At 71.7% G+C, this 19,551-nt stretch carries 15 protein-coding genes; 7 read left to right on the forward strand and 8 right to left on the reverse strand.

The annotated features are described in order from the left end of the window. Window positions 1–1,290, forward strand: a 1,290-nt coding sequence (gene pgi, locus C3489_RS24425) for a glucose-6-phosphate isomerase (protein ID WP_103784197.1), incomplete at its 5' end; no start/stop codon positions are given. A 100-nt stretch (window positions 1,291–1,390) separates the two neighbouring features. Here the strand turns inward: pgi and C3489_RS24430 are convergent. The 3 genes from C3489_RS24430 to C3489_RS24440 form a co-directional block, all read right to left on the reverse strand. Continuing rightward, window positions 1,391–3,673: an ABC transporter permease gene (locus C3489_RS24430; RefSeq protein WP_103784198.1), complete on the reverse strand. Its 2,283-nt coding sequence runs from the start codon at window positions 3,671–3,673 to the stop codon at window positions 1,391–1,393. A 118-nt stretch (window positions 3,674–3,791) separates the two neighbouring features. Next, window positions 3,792–4,553 carry an ABC transporter ATP-binding protein gene (locus C3489_RS24435; RefSeq protein ID WP_103784199.1) on the reverse strand — a complete coding sequence of 254 codons (762 nt, stop codon included), beginning with the start codon at window positions 4,551–4,553 and terminating at the stop codon, window positions 3,792–3,794. Further along, entirely contained in the window at window positions 4,550–5,065 is a 516-nt protein-coding gene (locus tag C3489_RS24440) for a PadR family transcriptional regulator (RefSeq protein ID WP_103784200.1), read from the reverse strand. Before C3489_RS24440 ends, C3489_RS24435 begins: the two co-directional genes overlap by 4 nt. A 122-nt stretch (window positions 5,066–5,187) precedes the next feature. Here C3489_RS24440 and C3489_RS24445 point away from each other — a divergent pair, with 122 nt between their 5' ends. The 6 genes from C3489_RS24445 to C3489_RS24470 all read left to right on the forward strand — a co-directional run bounded on the left by C3489_RS24445 (window position 5,188) and on the right by C3489_RS24470 (window position 12,570). Next, on the forward strand, window positions 5,188–6,456 hold the full coding sequence (locus tag C3489_RS24445; protein ID WP_103784201.1) for an ABC transporter substrate-binding protein: 1,269 nt from the start codon (window positions 5,188–5,190) through the stop codon (window positions 6,454–6,456). A 138-nt stretch (window positions 6,457–6,594) separates the two neighbouring features. Next, window positions 6,595–8,208 (forward strand): glycoside hydrolase family 13 protein, encoded by a 1,614-nt coding sequence (locus C3489_RS24450; protein ID WP_181139823.1) that lies wholly within the window; start codon window positions 6,595–6,597, stop codon window positions 8,206–8,208. A gap of 38 nt (window positions 8,209–8,246) precedes the next feature. After that, window positions 8,247–9,575: an ABC transporter substrate-binding protein gene (locus tag C3489_RS24455; RefSeq protein ID WP_103784202.1), complete on the forward strand. Its 1,329-nt coding sequence runs from the start codon at window positions 8,247–8,249 to the stop codon at window positions 9,573–9,575. A gap of 6 nt (window positions 9,576–9,581) precedes the next feature. Beyond that, window positions 9,582–10,946 (forward strand): ABC transporter permease subunit, encoded by a 1,365-nt coding sequence (locus tag C3489_RS24460; RefSeq protein ID WP_103784203.1) that lies wholly within the window; start codon window positions 9,582–9,584, stop codon window positions 10,944–10,946. Further along, on the forward strand, window positions 10,943–11,782 hold the full coding sequence (locus C3489_RS24465) for a carbohydrate ABC transporter permease (RefSeq protein ID WP_103784204.1): 840 nt from the start codon (window positions 10,943–10,945) through the stop codon (window positions 11,780–11,782). Before C3489_RS24460 ends, C3489_RS24465 begins: the two co-directional genes overlap by 4 nt. A gap of 131 nt (window positions 11,783–11,913) precedes the next feature. Continuing rightward, on the forward strand, window positions 11,914–12,570 hold the full coding sequence (locus C3489_RS24470; RefSeq protein ID WP_103784205.1) for a hypothetical protein: 657 nt from the start codon (window positions 11,914–11,916) through the stop codon (window positions 12,568–12,570). A gap of 80 nt (window positions 12,571–12,650) precedes the next feature. On the opposite strand, the gene pgl is transcribed toward C3489_RS24470, so the two are convergent. Genes pgl through tkt form a run of 5 tightly spaced genes read right to left on the reverse strand, consistent with a single transcriptional unit; the run spans window position 12,651 to window position 19,352 of the window. Further along, the gene (pgl, locus tag C3489_RS24475) at window positions 12,651–13,433 is read right to left on the reverse strand and encodes a 6-phosphogluconolactonase (protein ID WP_103784206.1); all 783 of its coding nucleotides are present in this window, start codon (window positions 13,431–13,433) and stop codon (window positions 12,651–12,653) included. After that, window positions 13,430–14,566 (reverse strand): glucose-6-phosphate dehydrogenase assembly protein OpcA, encoded by a 1,137-nt coding sequence (gene opcA, locus C3489_RS24480; protein WP_103784207.1) that lies wholly within the window; start codon window positions 14,564–14,566, stop codon window positions 13,430–13,432. The genes pgl and opcA overlap by 4 nt, the downstream gene beginning before the upstream one ends. After that, window positions 14,563–16,089, reverse strand: a complete 1,527-nt coding sequence (zwf, locus tag C3489_RS24485) for a glucose-6-phosphate dehydrogenase (RefSeq protein ID WP_103784250.1) — start codon at window positions 16,087–16,089, stop codon at window positions 14,563–14,565. The genes opcA and zwf overlap by 4 nt, the downstream gene beginning before the upstream one ends. Window positions 16,090–16,111: 22 nt before the next feature. After that, complete coding sequence (gene tal, locus C3489_RS24490; protein WP_103784208.1) at window positions 16,112–17,230, reverse strand: transaldolase; 1,119 nt, start codon at window positions 17,228–17,230, stop codon at window positions 16,112–16,114. 34 nt (window positions 17,231–17,264) lie between these two features. Beyond that, window positions 17,265–19,352, reverse strand: a complete 2,088-nt coding sequence (gene tkt, locus C3489_RS24495) for a transketolase (RefSeq protein WP_103784209.1) — start codon at window positions 19,350–19,352, stop codon at window positions 17,265–17,267. Window positions 19,353–19,551 lie beyond the last annotated feature (199 nt).

Here is a 19,551-nt window from a genome sequence, read left to right on the forward strand (position 1 = left end):
AAGGTGCACGCCGTTCTGGACCGGATGAGCGCCTTCGCCGCGCGGGTCCGCTCCGGTGAGTGGACCGGGCACACCGGCAAGCGCATCCGCAACGTCGTCAACATCGGCATCGGCGGCTCGGATCTGGGCCCCGCGATGGCGTACGAGGTGCTGCGCGCCTACACGGCCCGGGACCTGACGTTCCGTTTCGTCTCCAACGTCGACGGTGCCGACCTGCACGAGGCCGTCCGCGACCTGGACCCGGCCGAGACGCTGTTCATTATTGCCTCCAAGACGTTCACCACCATCGAGACGATCACCAACGCCACGTCCGCACGGGCCTGGCTGCTGGACGCGCTCGGTGACGAGGCGGCGGTCGCCAGACACTTCGTGGCGCTGTCGACGAACGCCGCGAAGGTCGCCGAGTTCGGCATCGACACGGCCAACATGTTCGAGTTCTGGGACTGGGTCGGCGGGCGCTACTCCTACGACTCCGCGATCGGGCTGTCGCTGATGATCGCCATCGGGCCGGACAGGTTCCGCGAGATGCTCGACGGCTTCCGGACCGTCGACGAGCACTTCCGCACGGCGCCGGCCGAGACCAATGTGCCGCTGCTGCTGGGGCTGCTGGGCATCTGGTACGGCAACTTCCACGGCGCCGAGTCGCACGCGGTGCTGCCGTACTCGCACTACCTGTCCAAGTTCACGGCGTATCTGCAGCAGCTGGACATGGAGTCCAACGGGAAGTCGGTCGGGCGGGACGGTCGGCCGGTGGAATGGCAGACGGGCCCGGTGGTGTGGGGCACTCCGGGCACCAACGGGCAGCACGCGTACTACCAGTTGATCCACCAGGGGACCAAGCTGATCCCGGCGGACTTCATCGGGTTCGCCGAGCCGGTGGCGGAGCTGGGCGACGGGCTCAAGGCGCAGCACGACCTGCTGATGGCCAACTTCTTCGCCCAGACCCAGGCGCTGGCCTTCGGCAAGACGCCCGAGGAGGTGCGCGCCGAGGGGGTGCCGGAGGAGCTGGTGGCCCACAAGACGTTCCGGGGCAACCACCCGACGACCACGATCCTCGCGCGGGAGCTGACGCCCTCGGTGCTCGGGCAGCTGGTCGCGCTGTACGAGCACAAGGTGTTCGTGCAGGGCGCCGTGTGGGGCATCGACTCCTTCGACCAGTGGGGCGTGGAGCTGGGGAAGGTGCTGGCCAAGCGGGTGGAGCCGGCGCTCACGGAGGGGGCGGAGGTGGAAGGACTGGACACGTCCACACGCGCGCTGGTCGCGACGTACCGGTCGCTGCGGGGGCGCTGAGGGAGAGCGCCGGCGTGAGGGGACGGAGCCTCTCAGTACCCCGGCTTGAGGGGGACCTCCCCCCTCAAGCCACCGCCCCTCTCAACCCACCGCCCAGGCCTCATGCCACCGCGCTCAACGTGTCCGCCAGGCGGCGGCGGGCCGCTCGCGCCGCCGGGATCGCGGCCAGGCAGGCGGCGCCGGCGATGGCCGTCGCCGCCGTGGTGAGCAGGACCGCCGGGGACGGGGTCTGGGCGATGCCCGCCCCGATGCCGCTGGTGGTGCCCTGGGTGTCGATCAGCAGATGGGCGAGGGGGAGGCCCAGGGCCAGGGCGGCGGCCGTCGCCGTGAGGGCGGTGAGGGCCGTCGCCGTCACGGTGATCGTCGTGATCTGGCGGGGGGAGAGGCCGATGGCCTTCAGGGCGAGCAGGTCCCGTTCGCTCTCGCGGACCGTGGCCCCGATCGCGGTGAGCAGTTCGACGACCCCGATCAGGGCCAGTACGGCGATCAGCCCGGCCACCACGCCGCGCAGCGGCGACAGGCCGTCGGCCGGGTTGGTCACCCGGTGCACGTCCAGGTGCCCGCGCGCCGCCGTGGCCAGCGAGGCGGCCACCGCGTCGGGGTCGGCGCCCTCGCGCAGCCGGAGCTGGTACAGGCTCGGGCGCAGGTCGGGGTCGTTCTCGCGGAGGGTGTCCAGGGAGGTGGAGATGACCCGGCCGGCGTTCTCCGGTTCGATGCTGCGGCCCACGATGTGCAGGATCTGGGGCCGGTCTCCGACGGTCATGCGGACCCAGTCGCCGACGCCGACGTCCAGCAGGTCGAGCAGGCCCTGGCCGGCCACCGCCTCGTCGGGCCCGTGGGCGGGGCGGCCCTCGGCGAGGGTGTACGGGTAGGGGGAGGCATGGGTGCCGAGGCCGCGCAGGGCGATCGTCGCCGTCTGGCCGGGCACCAGCGCGGCCACCTCGACGCCCGGGTAGGCGGCGGCGACCTGCGGCGTGCGGGCGAGCAGGGCCCGGGTGGCGGTGTCGGTCATGCTCGCGTCCGAACGAACGGTCAGCGAGGCCGGCAGCCCCATCCGGTCGGGGGCGGTGTGGAAGCGGTCGATCGTCGTCCAGGCGCTCAGCGCCACCACGACCAGCAGCAGGGGCAGGGCCAGGCGGGCGATCGTCGCCGCTGCGCGCGGGCGGCGGGTGAAGGCGCGGTGCCAGCCGAGGACCAGGGCGGGCGGCACCCGCAGGCCCAGCGCCCGGCGGGCGAGGCGGGGCAGCCGGCCGCCCCCGGGGGCCGCCGGACGCGGCACGGGGACCGGCGGGACCCGGCCCGCCCGCCACGCCGCCAGCCCGGTGACCGCCGCGATGAACAGCACCGCCACGACCGGCACCCCGAGCAGCGAGGCGGTGTGGCCGGGCAGGCCCTGCCACACGCCGACCGCGTCGCCCAGCCGGCCCGGCAGACCGCTGCCCAGGCTCTGCACCAGCACGGCCGCCGCCACCGCGCCGAGCAGGGCGTAGGCCACGTGCTGGAGCAGGAAGATGCGGACCACCTGGCCGGGGGTGAAGCCGATCGCCTTCAGCACGGAGATGTCACGCAGATGGCCGCGGATGCGGGTGGCGAGCGCGCCGTGCACCGCGAGACCGGCCGCGAGCAGCGCGCCCAGCCCGAAGAGTCCCAGCACCTGGCCCAGCAGCCGGGTGTCGCCCTGGGCCTCGGCCCGCGCCTGCTGCCAGGTGGCGACCTCGCCGACCGTGCCGGCGCCCAGCGCGGTCACGGCCCGCTGCACCGCGTAGTCGGTGTCGCCGGGGTCCGTCAGCCGCAGCCCGACGACCTCGCCGCCCGGGGAGCGGACGGCGGACGGCGGGGCCCAGACCAGGCCGGGCCGCTCGCCGGGACGGTAGCCGGGTTCGGCGCTGTCGGCGATGCCCACGACGGTCAGGGTCCGCGTCGTGCCGGGCAGCGTGAGGGTGTCCCCGGGCTCGGCCAGCAGCGCGCGGGCGAGCCGGCCCTCCAGCACCACGCCGTCGGGGTCAGCGGCCCGCAGCCACTGCCCGGAGGTCAGCAGGGGCCGGCCCACCGAGGGGCGGCCGTCGGTGGCGCGCAGTTCGACCGAGGCACGGGTGCCGCGGGCGGCGACGGTGACCGACTCGGTGGCGTAGGGCCCGGCGACGGAGGCGACGCCGTCCAGCCGGGAGAGCCGCTGGGTGTCGGCCGTGGCGGTGGTGTGCAGCCACACATGCGCGCCACGGGACTGGGTGAACACGCGCTGCCAGGGATTGGTGGCGTACCCGAACAGGGCCGTGGCCAGCAGCAGCGACGCGACGATCCCGGCGGTGGCCAGCACGATGAACAGGGCCTCGCCGCGGTGCGTGCGCAGATCGGAGTGCGCCCAGCGCAGAGTCGCTCGCACCGGCCTCAGCTCCTCGTCCCGGACGGGAAGGACGCGTGTGCCGGGCCGGCGGCGGATGCGTGCACCGGGCTCGGGTCGGACGTGTTCACCGGGCTCGGGAGGGACGCGTGCACCGGGCTCATTCCTTCAGCTCCAGCACGCCCGCCGTCCCGCGCCCCCGCGTGGGCGCCGCGCCGTCCAGGGTCGCGTCGTCGACGATCCGGCCGTCGAAGAAGCTGATCACCCGGTCCGCGGCGCTCGCCAGCCGGGCGTCATGGGTGACCAGCACGATCGTCTGGCCGCGCTGGTGGAACCGGGACAGCAGCCGCATCACCTCACGGGTGCCCTTGCTGTCCAGGCTGCCGGCGGGCTCGTCGGCCAGCAGCAGCGGCGGATGGTTGACCAGCGCGCGGGCGAGCGCGACGCGCTGCTGCTCACCGCCGGACAGCTCGCCCGGCATGCTGCGCTCCTTGCCGCTCAGGCCCAGCTCGGCCAGCAGCTCCTCCCGCTCGGCGCGGGCCCGCTTCGGCGGGACGCCGGCGAGCAGGGCGGGCAGCTCGACGTTGTCGGCGACCGACAGGTTGGAGACCAGGTTGAAGAACTGGAAGACGATCCCGATGCGCTTGCGGCGCTCCACCGCCCAGCGGGCCTCGCTCCAGGTGTCGGTCCGGGAGTCGCCCAGCCACACCGTGCCCTGGTCGGGGCGCTGCAGCCCGCCCAGCAGGTGCAGCAGCGTCGACTTGCCGGCGCCGGAGGGGCCCGTGACCGCGACGAACTCACCCCTCGCCACGCTCAGGTCAACCCCGCGCACGGCATGCGCGGGGGCGCCCTCGCCGTGGTGGGTCTTGACCAGGCCCTCGGCGCGCAGCACGGGAGCCGGGGACTGCGTACCCTCGCTCACTCCAGCTCCTCCAGCTCTTCCTGACACCGCTCCAGCCAGTCCAGGTCGGCCTGCAGATGCAGCATCGCGCCCTCGATCAGCAGATGCGCGATGCGGTTCTCCCGGCTCTCCGACGCCGCCAGCTTCGACAGGCTCCGCATGGTGTTGAGGTACTGGCGCCGCTGGCGGTTGATGAGGGCGATCTGGTCGGCGAGACCGGTCTGCGGGGCGAGCGCCAGTTTCATGAAGAACTCGTCCCGCACCCGCGGCTCGTCCTCGGTGTCCTCGAACCAGGTGCTCAGCGCCTCCCGACCGGCGTCGGTGAGGTGGTAGATCTTCTTGTTCGGCCGGCTGGACTGCTCGACCTCCTCGCCCTCGATCAGCCCTTGCTTCTCAAGGCGGCCGAGGGTCACATAGATCTGGCCGATGTTCGGCTGAGGGTACGCGGAGCCCAGCAGCTGCTCAAGGTCCTGCTTCAGCTCGTAGCCGTGGGCCGGACCACGGGCCAGGAGTGCCAGGAGGGGCAGGCGCACGCCGTCGGTCCTCCTGTCTCGTCCAATGTGCTCCAGGCCCTAGTATCGCGCATACCTAACAGGTATACATGGCCTCTGACCCCGGGCGAGGATGCCCGTGGCCGGTGTACAGGGAGGAACCTATGCGGTGGATACGTGCCGCGGGTAGGGGCCTCCTCGTTCTCCTCGTGGTGCTCACCGGCTACGTCGCCTCCGGAGCCCGTGCCGACGAGGGGGCCGCGGGTGGCCGAGGGCCGCTCACCCTGGCCACGGCCGGGGATCTCACCGGCTACCTCGGCCCCCTTCTCCAGGGCTGGAACCGCACCCACCCCGGCGAGAAGGTCACCCTCGTCGAACTGCCCGACTCCGCCGATGAGACCCGCGCCCAGATGGTCACCGATCTGCGCGGGGGCGACCGCGGCCGGTTCGACGTGCTCAACATCGACGTCGACTGGACCTCGGAGTTCGCCGCGGCCGGCTGGATCCGCACGCTGCCGCGTGAACGCTTCCCGCTGGAGAGCTTCCTGCCGCCGGTCGTGGACACGGCGACCTACGACGGACGGCTGTACGCCGTGCCGTACGTGACCAACGCGGGACTGCTGCTGTACCGCAAGGACGTCCTGGCCAAGGAGGGCCTGCCGCCGCCGCGCACCTGGGCCGAACTGGAACGGGACGCGAAGACGGTCGCGCCGAAGTACGGCCTCGACGGCTACGCCGGCCAGCTCCTGCCCTACGAGGGGCTGACCGTGAACGCGGCCGAGGCGGTCTACTCGGCCGGCGGCACCATCCTCGGCGACGAGGGCGCCCGGGTCACCGTGGACTCCGCCGCGGCCCGCGAGGGCATCGGCTTCCTGGCGCGCGGGCTGCGCGAGGGCTGGATCCCGAAGGCGGCGCTGACCTACAAGGAGGAGGAGTCCAAGCAGGCCTTCCAGGACGGCCGGCTGCTCTTCCTGCGCAACTGGCCCTATGCCTACGCCGTCGCCTCCGCCCCCGGCTCCAAGGTCGCCGGGAAGATCGGCGTCGTACCGCTGCCGGGGCCGGACGGTCCCGGCACCAGCGTGCTCGGCGGGTCCAACCTGGCCGTCAACGCCCATGCCCGGCACCCGGAGTCCGCCGAGCGCCTGATCGCGTACCTGACCAGCGAGCGCGTCCAGCGCCAGGTCCTCACCCAGGGCGCGCTGCCGCCCGTGCGCGCCGACCTCTACGACGACCCCGCCCTGGTGCGGCGGTTCCCGTATCTGCCGACGCTGCGCGAGAGCGTGCTGAACGCCGCCCCGCGCCCCAAGAGCCCGCACTACGACCAGGTCAGCCTGGTGGTGCAGGCGGTCGTGCACGACGCGCTGACCGGGCGCCAGACGCCCGCGGCGGCGGTGCGGCGACTGGCCCGGGAACTGGCGGCCGTCTCCCGCTGATAGTTACCTGTTAGGTAACGCGGATATCTCATCTGCCGAAGAAGCGCCCCATTGTGTCCGTGTTTGTCGCGCCAACTCGGCGGTAGCTTCTGTTCTTTTCATTGACACCCTCGCGACACAGATACCTAACATGCATGCATGTTGAGTAAGTACCGCTGGTGGCGTGACGCGGTGATCTACCAGGTGTATGTCCGCAGCTTCCTGGACAGCACCGGCGACGGCATCGGCGATCTCGCGGGCGTGCGGGCCGGACTGCCCTACCTGAAGAAGCTCGGCGTGGACGGGATCTGGCTGAGCCCCTTCTACCCCTCGCCGCAGCACGACCACGGCTACGACGTCGCCGACTACTGCGACGTCGACCCGCTCTTCGGCGACCTCGCCGAGTTCGACCTGCTGATCGCGTCCGCCCGGCGCCTCGGGATCAAGGTCCTGCTGGACATCGTCCCCAACCACTGCTCCAGCGAGCACCCCTGGTTCCGCGAGGCACTGGCCGGTGAGCCCGGCAGCCCGGCCCGCGCCCGGTTCCACTTCGCCGACGGCCGCGGCCCGGACGGCAGCGAGCCGCCCAACAACTGGCACGCCATGTTCGGCGGCCCGGCGTGGAGCCGGGTCGACGACGGCCAGTGGTACCTGCACATGTTCACCCCCGAGCAGCCCGACTGGAACTGGCGCAACCCCGAGATCGCCGCCGAGTTCGAGCGCGTGCTGAAGTTCTGGCTGGACCGGGGCGTCGACGGCTTCCGCATCGACGTGGCCGCCGGCCTGTACAAGCACCCCGAGCTGCCCGACTCCGACGACCCGGAGGCCGACGCCCGCACCCGCGACTCGGTCAACCCGCTCGCCTGGAACCAGCCCGAGGTGCACGACGTGTGGCGGCGCTGGCGGTCCATATGCGAGGAGTACGCGCAGCGCGACGGCCGTGAGCGCCTCCTGGTCGGCGAGGTCTCCGTGCCCACCGCCCGCGAGCACGCCCAGTACGTGCGCCCCGACGAACTGCACCAGGCGTTCTTCTTCGACCTGCTCGGCGCCCCCTGGGACGCGGACGCCTTCCGCAAGGTCATCACCGAGGCCATGCAGGACATCGCCGGCACCGGCTCCACGGTCACCTGGGTCCTCAACAACCACGACCAGGTCCGCACCGTCACCCGCTACGGCGAGCCCACCCCGCACGGCAGCGGCCTCGGCGCCGCCCGCGCCCGCGCCGCCGCGCTGCTGATGCTGGCGCTGCCCGGAGCGGCGTACATCTACCAGGGCGAGGAGCTGGGCCTGCCCGAGGTCGTCGACCTGCCCGACGACGTGCTCACCGACCCGATCTTCCGGCGCACCGGCAGCCGGGCCCGGATCCGCGACGGCTGCCGGGTGCCGCTGCCCTGGTCCGGGCAGGCGTCCCCGTTCGGCTTCACCCCCGGAGCCGAGAGCGCCAAGCCGTGGCTGCCGCAGCCGGACTACTTCGCCGAGTACGCCACCGACCGCGCGCTCGCCGACACCCGCTCCTTCTGGCACCTGTACCGGGACGGCCTGCAGCTGCGCAAGGAACTCCCGCAGCTGGGGGAGGGCCCGCTGCACTGGCTGGACACCCCGCCCGGCGTCCTCGCCTTCACCCGGGGCGACGGCCTGGTCTGCGCCGTCAACTTCACCACCGCCCCGGTCCCCGCCCCGGTCCCCGGCACCCCGCTGCTGGCCAGCGGGGCCTGCCCCACCCCCGGTGAGCTGCCCGGCTCCACGGCCGCCTGGTGGATCGCCGACCACTGATTTACGTCACTCACCCGCCCCCCGAAGGGACATCAACGATGATGCGACGCCGTACGACCCTGCTCGCCGGCTGCACCGCCCTCGCCCTCGCGCTCGGCGCCACCGCCTGCGGCGGCTCCACCCCGGTCTCCGCCGGCGGCGGCGACAAGGCGCTCAGCGGCAAGACCGTCACCGTCGCCGGTGTCTGGACCGGCACCGAGCAGAAGAACTTCCAGAAGGTGCTGGACGCGTTCAGCGAGAAGACCGGCGCCAAGACGCAGTTCGTCTCCACCGGCGACAACGTCTCCACCGTCGTCGGCAGCAAGATCGAGGGCGGCAACGCCCCCGACGTCGTGATGGTCCCGCAGGTCGGCGTGCTCCAGCAGTTCGCCAAGAAGGGCTGGCTCAAGCCGCTGTCACCGACCGCCCAGCAGGCGATCGGCGCCGACTACGCCCCCGTGTGGAAGACGTACGGCAGCGTCGAGGGCACCCTCTACGGCCTGTACTTCAAGGCCGCCCACAAGTCGACCGTCTGGTACAGCCCCGACGCGCTCACCCAGGCCGGCGTCAAGCCGCCGGCGACGTACGACGAGATGCTCAAGGCCGGGCACACCGTCTCCGACTCCGGGCTCGCCGCGTTCGCGGTCGCCGGACAGGACGGCTGGACCCTCACCGACTGGTTCGAGAACATCTACCTCTCCCAGGCCGGCCCCGAGAAGTACGACGCCCTCGCCGCCCACAAGCTGAAGTGGACCGACGCGTCCGTGGTCAAGGCGCTGCAGACGCTGGGCAAGCTGTTCAAGGACAAGCAGCTCGTCGCAGGCGGCCAGAGCGGGGCCCTGAACACCGACTTCCCGGGCTCGGTGGAGAAGGTGTTCGGGCCGAAGCCGCAGGCCGGCATGGTCTACGAGGGCGACTTCGTCGCCGGTGTCGCCAAGGACCAGTACGGCAAGAACATCGGCCAGGACGCGAACTTCTTCCCCTTCCCGGCGGTCGACGGCGGCAAGGCCCCGGTGGTCAGCGGCGGCGACGCGGCCGTCGTCCTCAAGGACGGCAAGAACGCCGACGCCGGCATGAAGCTGCTGGAGTACCTGGCCACCCCCGAGGCGGCGGCCGTGTGGGCGAAGGCCGGCGGCTTCCTGTCCCCGAACAAGAAGCTCGACTTCGCCGAGTACGGCGACGACGTCACCCGCGCCACCGCCAAGTCGCTGATCGCCGCCGGTGACTCCGTCCGCTTCGACATGTCCGACCAGGCACCCGCGGCCTTCGGCGGCACCAAGGGCGTCGGCGAGTGGAAGCTGCTCCAGGACTTCCTGCGCGACCCGTCGAACCCGCAGGCCACCGCCGCCAAGCTGGAGGACGCGGCGGCCAAGGCGTACCAGGGCTGATCGCCGATGACCGCCACCCTCACCCAAGAGGCCAGCCCGCCCCGCGGCGGCGCCCCGGGCGCCACGCCCGCCCGGCGCCTGAAGCGGCGCGGGAAGATCATCGCCGTACTGTTCGTCCTCCCCGCCCTGCTGCTGCTCGGCGCGCTCGTCGTCTACCCGGTGCTGTTCTCGATCGGGCGCAGCTTCTTCGACGCGTCCGGCACCCGCTTCGTCGGCGGCGACAACTACGCCGAGATGTTCCGCGACCCGGCGACCCTCAAGGCCATCCGCAACACCACGATCTGGGTGGTGGTGGCCCCCGCCCTGCTCACCGGGCTCGGCCTGATCCTGGCCGTCCTGGTGGAGAAGGTCCGCTGGGCCACCGCCTTCAAGCTGCTGCTGTTCATGCCGATGGCGGTGTCCTTCCTCGCCGCCGGCATCATCTTCCGCCTCGCCTACGACGAGGACCCCGACAAGGGCGTCCTCAACGCCGCCGTCGTCTCCGTCCACGACGCCTTCAAGGGGACGTCGTCCTACCCCACGGCCCGGGTCCGCGACGGGCAGGGCCTGGAGCAGGGCCGGGACGGCTCCTACCTGACGACCGCGAGCGTGCGGCCGGGGCAGAGCGCCGCGCTCGGCGTGGTCGGCGTCCTCCCCAAGGACCTGCCCGCCGACGCCCGGCCCGCCTACGGCGCCGCCGCGCGCACGGCGGCCGCCGGTGAGGTGCGCGGTGTCGTCTACCTCGACTTCACCCCCGGCGGGGGAGGGCGGCAGGGCCGGGTCGACCCCAAGGAGAGCGGGCTGCCCGGCATGAAGGTCGAGGCGGTCCGCGACGGCAGCACGGTGGCGAGCGCCACCACCGCCGCCGACGGCTCCTTCCGCTTCGCCGGACTCGACGACGGCCCGTACACGCTGAAGCTGCCCAAGTCCAACTTCGCCCCGCCCTACCAGGGCGTCTCCTGGCTCGGGCCGACCCTGGTCACCCCGGCGATCATCGGCGCGTACCTGTGGATCTGGACCGGCTTCGCGATGGTCCTGATCGGCGCCGGCCTGTCCACGCTGCCCCGGGACGCGCTGGAGGCCGCCCGCATGGACGGCGCGAACGAGTGGCAGATCTTCCGCCGCATCACGGTTCCCCTGCTCGCGCCGGTCCTCACGGTCGTCTTCGTCACCCTCGTCATCAACGTGATGAAGGTGTTCGACCTCGTCTACATCATCGCGCCCGGACCGGTGCAGGAGGACGCGACCGTGCTCGCCACCCAGATGTGGCTGGTGTCCTTCGGCGGCGGCAACAACCAGGGCCTCGGCAGCGCCCTCGGCGTCCTGCTGCTGCTCCTGGTCATCCCCGCGATGGTCTTCAACGTCCGCCGCTTCCGAAGGAGTCAGCGATGAACGCGGTCAGGCGCGGCCTCGGCAGCGCTGTGGTGCAGGCCTTCCTGGTGGTGGTCGCCCTGGTCTGGGTGACCCCGCTCGCCGGACTGTTCCTGTCCTCGCTCAGGTCGGCGTCGGACACGGCCAAGGGCGGCTGGTGGACGGTGTTCACCAGCCCCGGCCAGCTGTCCTTCGACAACTACTCCGCGCTGCTGAAGAACGCGGGCATCACCCAGGCCTTCTGGAACACGGTGGCGATCTCGGTGCCGACGACCGTCCTGGTCGTCGTCCTCGCCGCGCTCGCCGGATACGCCTTCGCCTGGCTGGACTTCCCGCTGCGCGAACCGCTGTTCCTGCTCGTGGTCGCGCTGCTGGTGGTGCCGGTGCAGATCGGCCTGCTGCCGGTCGCCAAGCTCTTCGGCCAGCTGGGCCTGTTCGGCACGATCCCCGGCGTCGTCCTCTTCCACGTCGCCTACGGCCTGCCGTTCGCGGTGTTCCTGCTGCGCAACTACTTCGCCGAGATGCCGAGGGAGATGCTGGAGGCGGCCCGCATGGACGGCGGCAGCGAGTGGCGCATCTTCACCCGGCTGGTGCTGCCCGTGGGCCGGCCCGCCATCGCCTCACTGGCCATCTTCCAGTTCCTGTGGGTGTGGAACGACATGCTGGTCGCGCTGCTCTTCGCGGACAGCTCCTCGCAGCCGCTGACCGTACAACTGCAGTCGCAGATCCGGCAGTTCGGAAGCAACATCGATGTGCTGGCGCCGGGCGCGTTCCTGTCCCTGATCGTGCCGGTCGTGGTGTTCTTCGCCTTCCAGCGGCACTTCGTGCAGGGCGTGATGGCCGGGTCGGTGAAGTAGACCGGAGACCGGAAACCGGAGAGGGAGACCGGAGAGCGGAGGCAACACCCCACGGCCCGTGGGGTGTTGCCTCGCCGGTGCTGAGTACGCGTACTCATGTGCCGTGGCGAGCGCCTCCGGAGACTGTCCGCATGCCTCGAACTCCCGCCCCGCGCCGGTCCGGTCTCGCCCTCGCGGTCATCGCGCTCCCCACCCTGGCCCTCGCCGCCTGCGGCACCGACCGCACCGGCGCCACCGCCGCGGGGAAGAGACCCGCCGACGCCGTAGGAGCCCGGCCCGCCGGCGCACCACCCGCCACCGACCCACAGGTGGCCTTCATGGAGCTGCTGAACACGGTCGGCGAGCCCTGCTTCCCGCACCCGCCGACCGGGCCGGAGCCGTCCGCACCGACCGAGCAGCCGCGCACCGCTCCCGTCCCCGTACAGCTGCCGGTCGATCCCGCACCGCCCACCGAGGCCGCCCCGGCGTCCACCCCCACCGGGGCACCGCCCGCCGCCGAACTGACCCCCGCCGAGCAGTGCGCGGCCCGCCGTCACGCCGAGCGCATCACCAAGGCCCTCGGCACTCTGCCCGACCCCACCCCCGCCCAGGTCAGGGCCGCCCTGCGCGGACTGGGCTACCTCGACGAACGCATCCACGGCCCGGAGCGGTCCGGCGCGGTCGCGCGGTTCTTCCTGGACCTGCGCCTCATGGACAGCCCGCTCTGCCTGAAGGGAACGGTGAGGGACGGAAAGACCGTCATCGAGACGTACGGCGTCCCCGCGAACGAGCCCTTCCGCCCGATGTGAGACGAGCGGAAAAGACGCCGGGCGGACCGGTTCCCCGGCCCGCCCGGCGCCTGTGCGTCAGGAGCTTCAGGTGCCCGCGCTCACGGCGACGCCGGCGGGTAGAGCGACCTCGGCAGCTGCGAGGCCGCCGCCGAGTCCAGCAGCCACAGGGTGCGGGAGCGGCCCCGGGCGCCCGCCGCCGGGGCCTGGATCTCGCCCGCGCCCGACAGCGCCATCGCCGCGGCCTGCGCCTTGTCCTCGCCGGCCGCCAGCAGCCACACCTCGCGGGCCGCCCGGATCGCGGGCAGCGTCAGGGAGATCCGGGTGGGCGGCGGCTTGGGAGCGCCGTGCACCCCGACCACCGTCCGCTCGGTCTCCCGCACCGCCGGCAGCTCCGGGAACAGCGACGCCACATGCGTGTCCGGGCCGACGCCCAGCATCAGCACGTCGAACGCCGGGACCGGACCGTGGTTCTCCGGCCCCGCCGACCGCGCCAGCTCCTCCGCGTAGGCGGCGGCCGCCGCGTCCGCGTCGTTGCCGTACGGTCCGTCCGAGGCCGGCATCGCGTGCACCCGCTTGGGGTCCAGCGGCACGGCGTCCAGCAGGGCCTCGCGGGCCTGGGTGACGTTGCGTTCCGGATCGCCCTCGGGCAGGAACCGCTCGTCACCCCACCACAGGTCCAGGCGCCCCCAGTCGATCGCGTCCCGCGCGGGCGCGGCGGCGAGCGCCGCCAGGACGCCGTTGCCGTTGCGGCCGCCGGTGAGCACGATGGACGCCGAACCCCGGGACGTCTGCGCGTCCACGATCTTCGTGATGAGACGGGCCGCGGCGGCCTGCGCCATCAGCTCCTTGTCGTGATGCACGACCAGCTGAGGGGTGCTCACTTCGCCGCCGCCTTCCTCGCCGGGGACTTCCGCGCGGACTTGGCCGTCGCCTTCTTCGCCGGCGCCTTCGCGGCCTCCTCCACGGGGGTCTCGACGGCTACGGCTTCCTCCGCGGCCTCTGCCGTGTGCGGTGCGACCGGGTCCTCGGCGGCCACCGGGTCGTCCGCCGCGGCGGGCTCCCCGGCGGCCGGCGCGTCCTTCGCGGCACCGCTGTCCAGCCGCTCCACCCCGTACCGCAGCGCGGAGGCGTACGTGTCGTCCGGGTCCAGCCGGCGCAGCTCCTCCGCGATCAGCTCGGAGGTCTCCCGGCGCTTGAGCGCCACCGCCCGGTCCGGCTGTCCCTGGATGGACAGCGTGGCCAGCGTGCCGTCCGCGCGGTCCAGGACGATCGGCCCGCAGTCGGTGTCCATCCGGACCGCGGTCAGACCGGGACCGGCCGACAGCGACCGCTTCACCGGCACGTCCAGCCGGTCCGCGAGCCACATCGCCAGCAGCTCGCAGCTCGGGTTGAACTCCTCGCCCTCCACCTCGACGGCCTGGACCCGGCAGGTGACCTGGTCCAGCGCGGCCGCCAGCATGGAGCGCCACGGCGTGACCCGGGTCCAGGACAGGTCGGTGTCGCCCGGCGTGTAGGCGCGGGCGCGCGCCGCCAGCTCCCGTACCGGCTCCTCCGCCGCGTAGGAGTCGGTGACCCGGCGCTGCGCGAGCGCGCCGAGCGCGTCGCCGGCCGGGTCGAGCGGGCCGTTCACCGGCCACCACACCACGACCGGCGCGTCCGGCAGCAGCAGCGGCAGGACCACCGACTGTGCCTGGTCGACGATCTCGCCGTACAGGCGCAGCACGACCGTCTCACCGGTGCCCGCGTCCGCGCCCACCCGCACCTCGGCGTCCAGGCGGGACTGGGTGCGGTCGCGCGGGGTGCGCGAGACCCGCTTGATGACCACCAGCGTGCGCGAGGGGTGCTCGCGTGAGGCGTCGCTGGCGGCCTTCAGGGCGTCGTAGGCGTTCTCCTCGTCGGTGACGATGACCAGGGTGAGCACCATGCCGACGGCCGGCGTGCCGATGGCACGCCGCCCCTGCACCAACGCCTTGTTGATCTTGCTGGCAGTGGTGTCCGTCAGGTCTATCTTCATGGCCGGCGCCAGCTCCGTCCGTCTCGCTGCAGCATCTCGTCGGCCGCGTCGGGCCCCCAGGTGCCGGCCGGGTACTCGGCAGGCCTGCCGTGCGCCGCCCAGTACTCCTCGATCGGGTCGAGGATCTTCCAGGACAGCTCGACCTCCTCCGTGCGCGGGAAGAGGTTGGCGTCGCCGAGCAGCACGTCCAGGATGAGGCGCTCGTACGCCTCCGGGCTGGACTCCGTGAACGACTCGCCGTAGGCGAAGTCCATGGACACGTCCCGGATCTCCATCGACGTGCCGGGCACCTTCGAGCCGAAGCGGACCGTCACACCCTCGTCCGGCTGGACGCGGATGACGATCGCGTTCTGGCCCAGCTCCTCCGTCGCCGTGGTGTCGAAGGGGGAGTGCGGGGCGCGCTGGAAGACGACCGCGATCTCGGTGACCCGGCGGCCGAGCCGCTTGCCGGTGCGCAGATAGAAGGGGACGCCCGCCCAGCGGCGGTTGTCGATGCCCAGCTTGATCGCCGCGTAGGTGTCGGTGGTGGAGCCGGGGTCGATGCCCTCCTCCTCCAGATAGCCGACCGCCTTCGCGCCGCCCTGCCAGCCCGCCGTGTACTGGGCGCGCACCGTGTCCCGGCCCAGGTCCTTGGGCAGCCGGACCGCGCCGAGCACCTTGGTCTTCTCCGCCGCGAGCGCGTCCGCGTCGAAGGAGGCGGGCTCCTCCATCGCGGTCAGCGCGAGCAGCTGGAGCAGATGGTTCTGGATGACGTCACGGGCGGCGCCGATGCCGTCGTAGTAGCCGGCCCGGCCGCCGATGCCGATGTCCTCGGCCATCGTGATCTGCACGTGGTCGACGTAGGACCGGTTCCAGATCGGCTCGAACATCTGGTTGGCGAAGCGCAGCGCCAGGATGTTCTGGACCGTCTCCTTGCCCAGGTAGTGGTCGATGCGGAAGACCTGGTCCGAGGCGAACACCTCGTGCACGATCGCGTTGAGCTCCTCGGCCGACTTCAGGTCGTGGCCGAACGGCTTCTCGATGACCGCGCGCCGCCAGGAGCCCTGCTTCTGGTCGGCCAGACCGTGCTTCTTCAGCTGCTGGATCACGACCGGGAAGGACTTCGGCGGCACCGACAGATAGAAGGCGAAGTTCCCGCCCGTGCCCTGCGCCTTGTCCAGCTCCTCGATCGTGCCGCGCAGCCGCTCGAAGGCCTCGTCGTCGTCGAAGGTGCCCTGGACGAAGCGCATCCCCTGGATGAGCTGCTGCCAGACCTCCTCGCGGAACGGCGTGCGGGAGTGTTCCTTGACGGCGTCGTGCACGACCTGGGCGAAGTCCTCGTGCTCCCAGTCGCGCCGGGCGAAACCGACCAGCGAGAACCCCGGCGGCAGCAGACCCCGGTTGGCGAGGTCGTACACGGCCGGCATCAGCTTCTTTCGCGACAGATCGCCCGTGACGCCGAAAATGACCAGACCCGACGGCCCCGCGATACGCGGGAGCCGTCGGTCTGCGGGGTCACGCAGCGGGTTGCTGCCCGAGAGCAGCGAAGTGCTGCTTGACAAAGTTTCAGCCCTCCGAGGGAGCCAGGCGCTCAAGCTCCGCCTGCGTCGACTTCAGCAGGTCGTTCCAGGACGCCTCGAACTTCTCGACGCCCTCGTCCTCCAGCAGCTGCACCACGTCGTTGTACGCGATGCCGAGCTTCTCGACGGCGTCGAGGTCGGCGCGGGCCTGCTCGTAGGTGCCGGCGATGGTGTTGCCGGTGATCTCGCCGTGCTCCTCGGTGGCGAAGAGGGTGGCCTCCGGCATCGTGTTCACGGTGTTCGGCGCGACCAGCTCGTCGACGTACATCGTGTCCTTGTACGCCTTGTCCTTCACACCGGTGGAGGCCCACAGCGGACGCTGCGTGCGGGCGCCGGCCTTCTCCAGCGCCTGCCAGCGGTCCGAGGAGAAGACCTCCTCGTAGGCCTGGTAGGCGAGGCGGGCGTTGGCGACGGCGGCCTTGCCGCGCAGCGCCTTGGCCTCGTCGGTGCCCAGCGCGTCGATCCGCTTGTCGATCTCGGTGTCCACACGGGACACGAAGAAGGACGCCACCGAGCGGATCTGCGACAGGTCCAGGCCGCGCTCCTTGGCCTTCTCCAGGCCGGACAGGTACGCGTCCATGACCTCGCGGTAGCGCTCCAGCGAGAAGATCAGCGTGACGTTGACGCTGATGCCGAGGCCGATGACCTCGGTGATCGCCGGCAGGCCCGCCTTGGTGGCCGGGATCTTGATCAGGGTGTTCGGGCGGTCGACCAGCCAGGCCAGCTGCTTGGCCTCGGCGACGGTGGCCCTGGTGTCGTGGGCCAGGCGCGGGTCGACCTCGATGGAGACCCGGCCGTCCTGGCCGTCGGTCGCGTCGAAGACGGGGCGCAGGATGTCGGCGGCGTCCCGGACGTCCGCGGTGGTGATCATGCGGATCGCCTCTTCGACGGTCACCTTGCGGGCGGCGAGGTCGGCGAGCTGCTGGTCGTAGCCGTCGCCCTCGGAGATCGCCTTCTGGAAGATCGTCGGGTTGGTGGTGACGCCCACGACGTGCTGCTGGTCGATCAGCTCGGCGAGGTTGCCGGACGTGATCCGCTTGCGCGACAGGTCGTCCAGCCAGATCGCGACGCCTTCGTCGGAGAGGCGCTTGAGTGCGTCTGTCATGGAAATTACATCTCCTACGTGTCGTATGTGAGCGTCAGCGCTGGGCGGCTTCGAGGGATTCCCGGGCCTTGGCGGCCACGTTCTCGGCAGTGAAGCCGAACTCGCGGAAGAGCACCTTGCCGTCGGCGGAAGCACCGAAGTGCTCCAGGGAAACGATGCGGCCGGCGTCCCCGACGTACTTGTGCCACGTGAGACCCACACCCGCCTCGACGGCGACACGGGCCTTCACGGACGGGGGCAGCACGCTGTCCCGGTACCCCTGGTCCTGCTGCTCGAACCACTCCACGCACGGCATGGACACGACCCGCGTCGGGATGCCGGCCGCCTGGAGCTGCTCACGCGCCTCGACGGCCACGTGCACCTCGGAACCGGTCGCGATCAGCAGGACCTGCGCGTCGCCGCCGTCGGCCTCGAACAGCACGTAGCCACCGCGGGCCGCGTCGTCGTTCGGCTCGTAGGTCGGCACGCCCTGGCGGGTGAGGACCAGACCGTGCGGCTGGCCCTTGCCGAACTCCTTCGTCCAGCGGCCGAGGATCTCGCGCCAGGCGATGGCCGTCTCGTTGGCGTCGGCCGGGCGGACCACGTTCAGGCCCGGGATGGCGCGCAGCGAGGCCAGGTGCTCGACCGGCTGGTGGGTCGGGCCGTCCTCGCCGAGGCCGATGGAGTCGTGCGTCCACACGTACGTCACCGGCAGGTGCATCAGGGCCGACAGCCGCACCGCGTTGCGCATGTAGTCGGAGAACACCAGGAAGGTGCCGCCGTAGATGCGGGTGTTGCCGTGCAGCTGGATGCCGTTCATCTCCGCGGCCATCGCGTGCTCGCGGATGCCGAAGTGGATGGTGCGGCCGTACGGGTCGGCCTCCGGCAGCGGGTTGCCCGCCGGGAGGAAGGACGACGTCTTGTCGATCGTCGTGTTGTTGGAGCCCGCGAGGTCGGCCGAGCCGCCCCACAGCTCCGGGATCACCGCGCCGAGCGCCTGCAGGATCTTGCCGGAGGCGGCGCGGGTGGCGACACCCTTGCCCGTCTCGAAGACCGGGATCTTCTCCGCCCAGCCGGTGGGCAGCTCGCCCTTGGCGATGCGGTCGAACTCGGCGGCGCGCTCGGGGTTGGCGTCCCGCCACTCCTGGAAGGACTTCTCCCACTCCGCCTTGAACTGGCGGCCGCGCTCCAGCGCCTGCCGGGTGTGGCCGATGACCTCGTCGGAGACCTCGAAGGTCTGCTCCGGGTCGAAGCCCAGGACGCGCTTGGTGGCCGCGACCTCCTCGTCGCCGAGCGCCGAGCCGTGGGCGGCCTCGGTGTTCTGCGCGTTCGGGGCGGGCCAGGCGATGATCGAGCGCATCGCGATGAAGGACGGCCGGTCGGTGACCGCCTTGGCCTCCTGGATCGCGGCGAAGATCGCCTCCGGGTCCAGATCGCCGTTGGCCTTGGCCTCCACGCGCTGCACGTGCCAGCCGTAGGCCTCGTAGCGCTTGACGGTGTCCTCGGACACGGCCGTCTCGGTGTCGCCCTCGATCGAGATGTGGTTGTCGTCCCACAGCAGGATCAGGTTGCCGAGCTTCTGGTGGCCGGCCAGCGAGGACGCCTCCGCGGAGATGCCCTCCTGCAGGCAGCCGTCACCGGCGATGCAGTAGATGTAGTGGTCGAACGGGGAGGTGCCGGGGGCGGCCTCCGGGTCGAACAGACCGCGCTCGTAGCGGGCGGCCATCGCCATGCCGACCGCGTTGGCGACACCCTGGCCGAGCGGGCCGGTGGTGGTCTCCACGCCGGTGGTGTGGCCGTACTCCGGGTGACCCGGGGTCTTCGAACCCCAGGTGCGGAACGACTTCAGGTCGTCCAGCTCCAGGCCGAAGCCGGCCAGGTACAGCTGGGTGTACAGGGTCAGGGAGGAGTGTCCGGCGGACAGCACGAAGCGGTCACGCCCGACCCAGTCCGCGTCGGCGGGGTCGTGCCGCATCACCTTCTGGAAGAGGGTGTAGGCGGCCGGAGCCAGGCTCATCGCCGTGCCGGGATGGCCGTTGCCGACCTTCTGTACGGCGTCGGCGGCCAGGACGCGGGCGGTGTCCACGGCCCGCTGGTCCAGTTCGGTCCACTCGAAGTCTGTGGTGGTCGGCTTGGTGCTCACCCTTTTCAGGGCTCCTCTCCACATGTCGAATACCGGTCTGGTCGGGCTTGTGCCCACCGGTCGCCGGTGCACTGGGCGCCCACCGGCCGCTGTCGAGCCTACCCCCGTAAAGACGTGCGTTTTTCCCCGTCATTACAGACTGCCGGGACTGAGTGCGATCCGCCTCCTGACTGGGCCGTAAGGCATTCAGCACATGAAT

Source organism: Streptomyces sp. Ru71 (assembly GCF_002920535.1).
GTDB lineage: Bacteria > Actinomycetota > Actinomycetes > Streptomycetales > Streptomycetaceae > Streptomyces.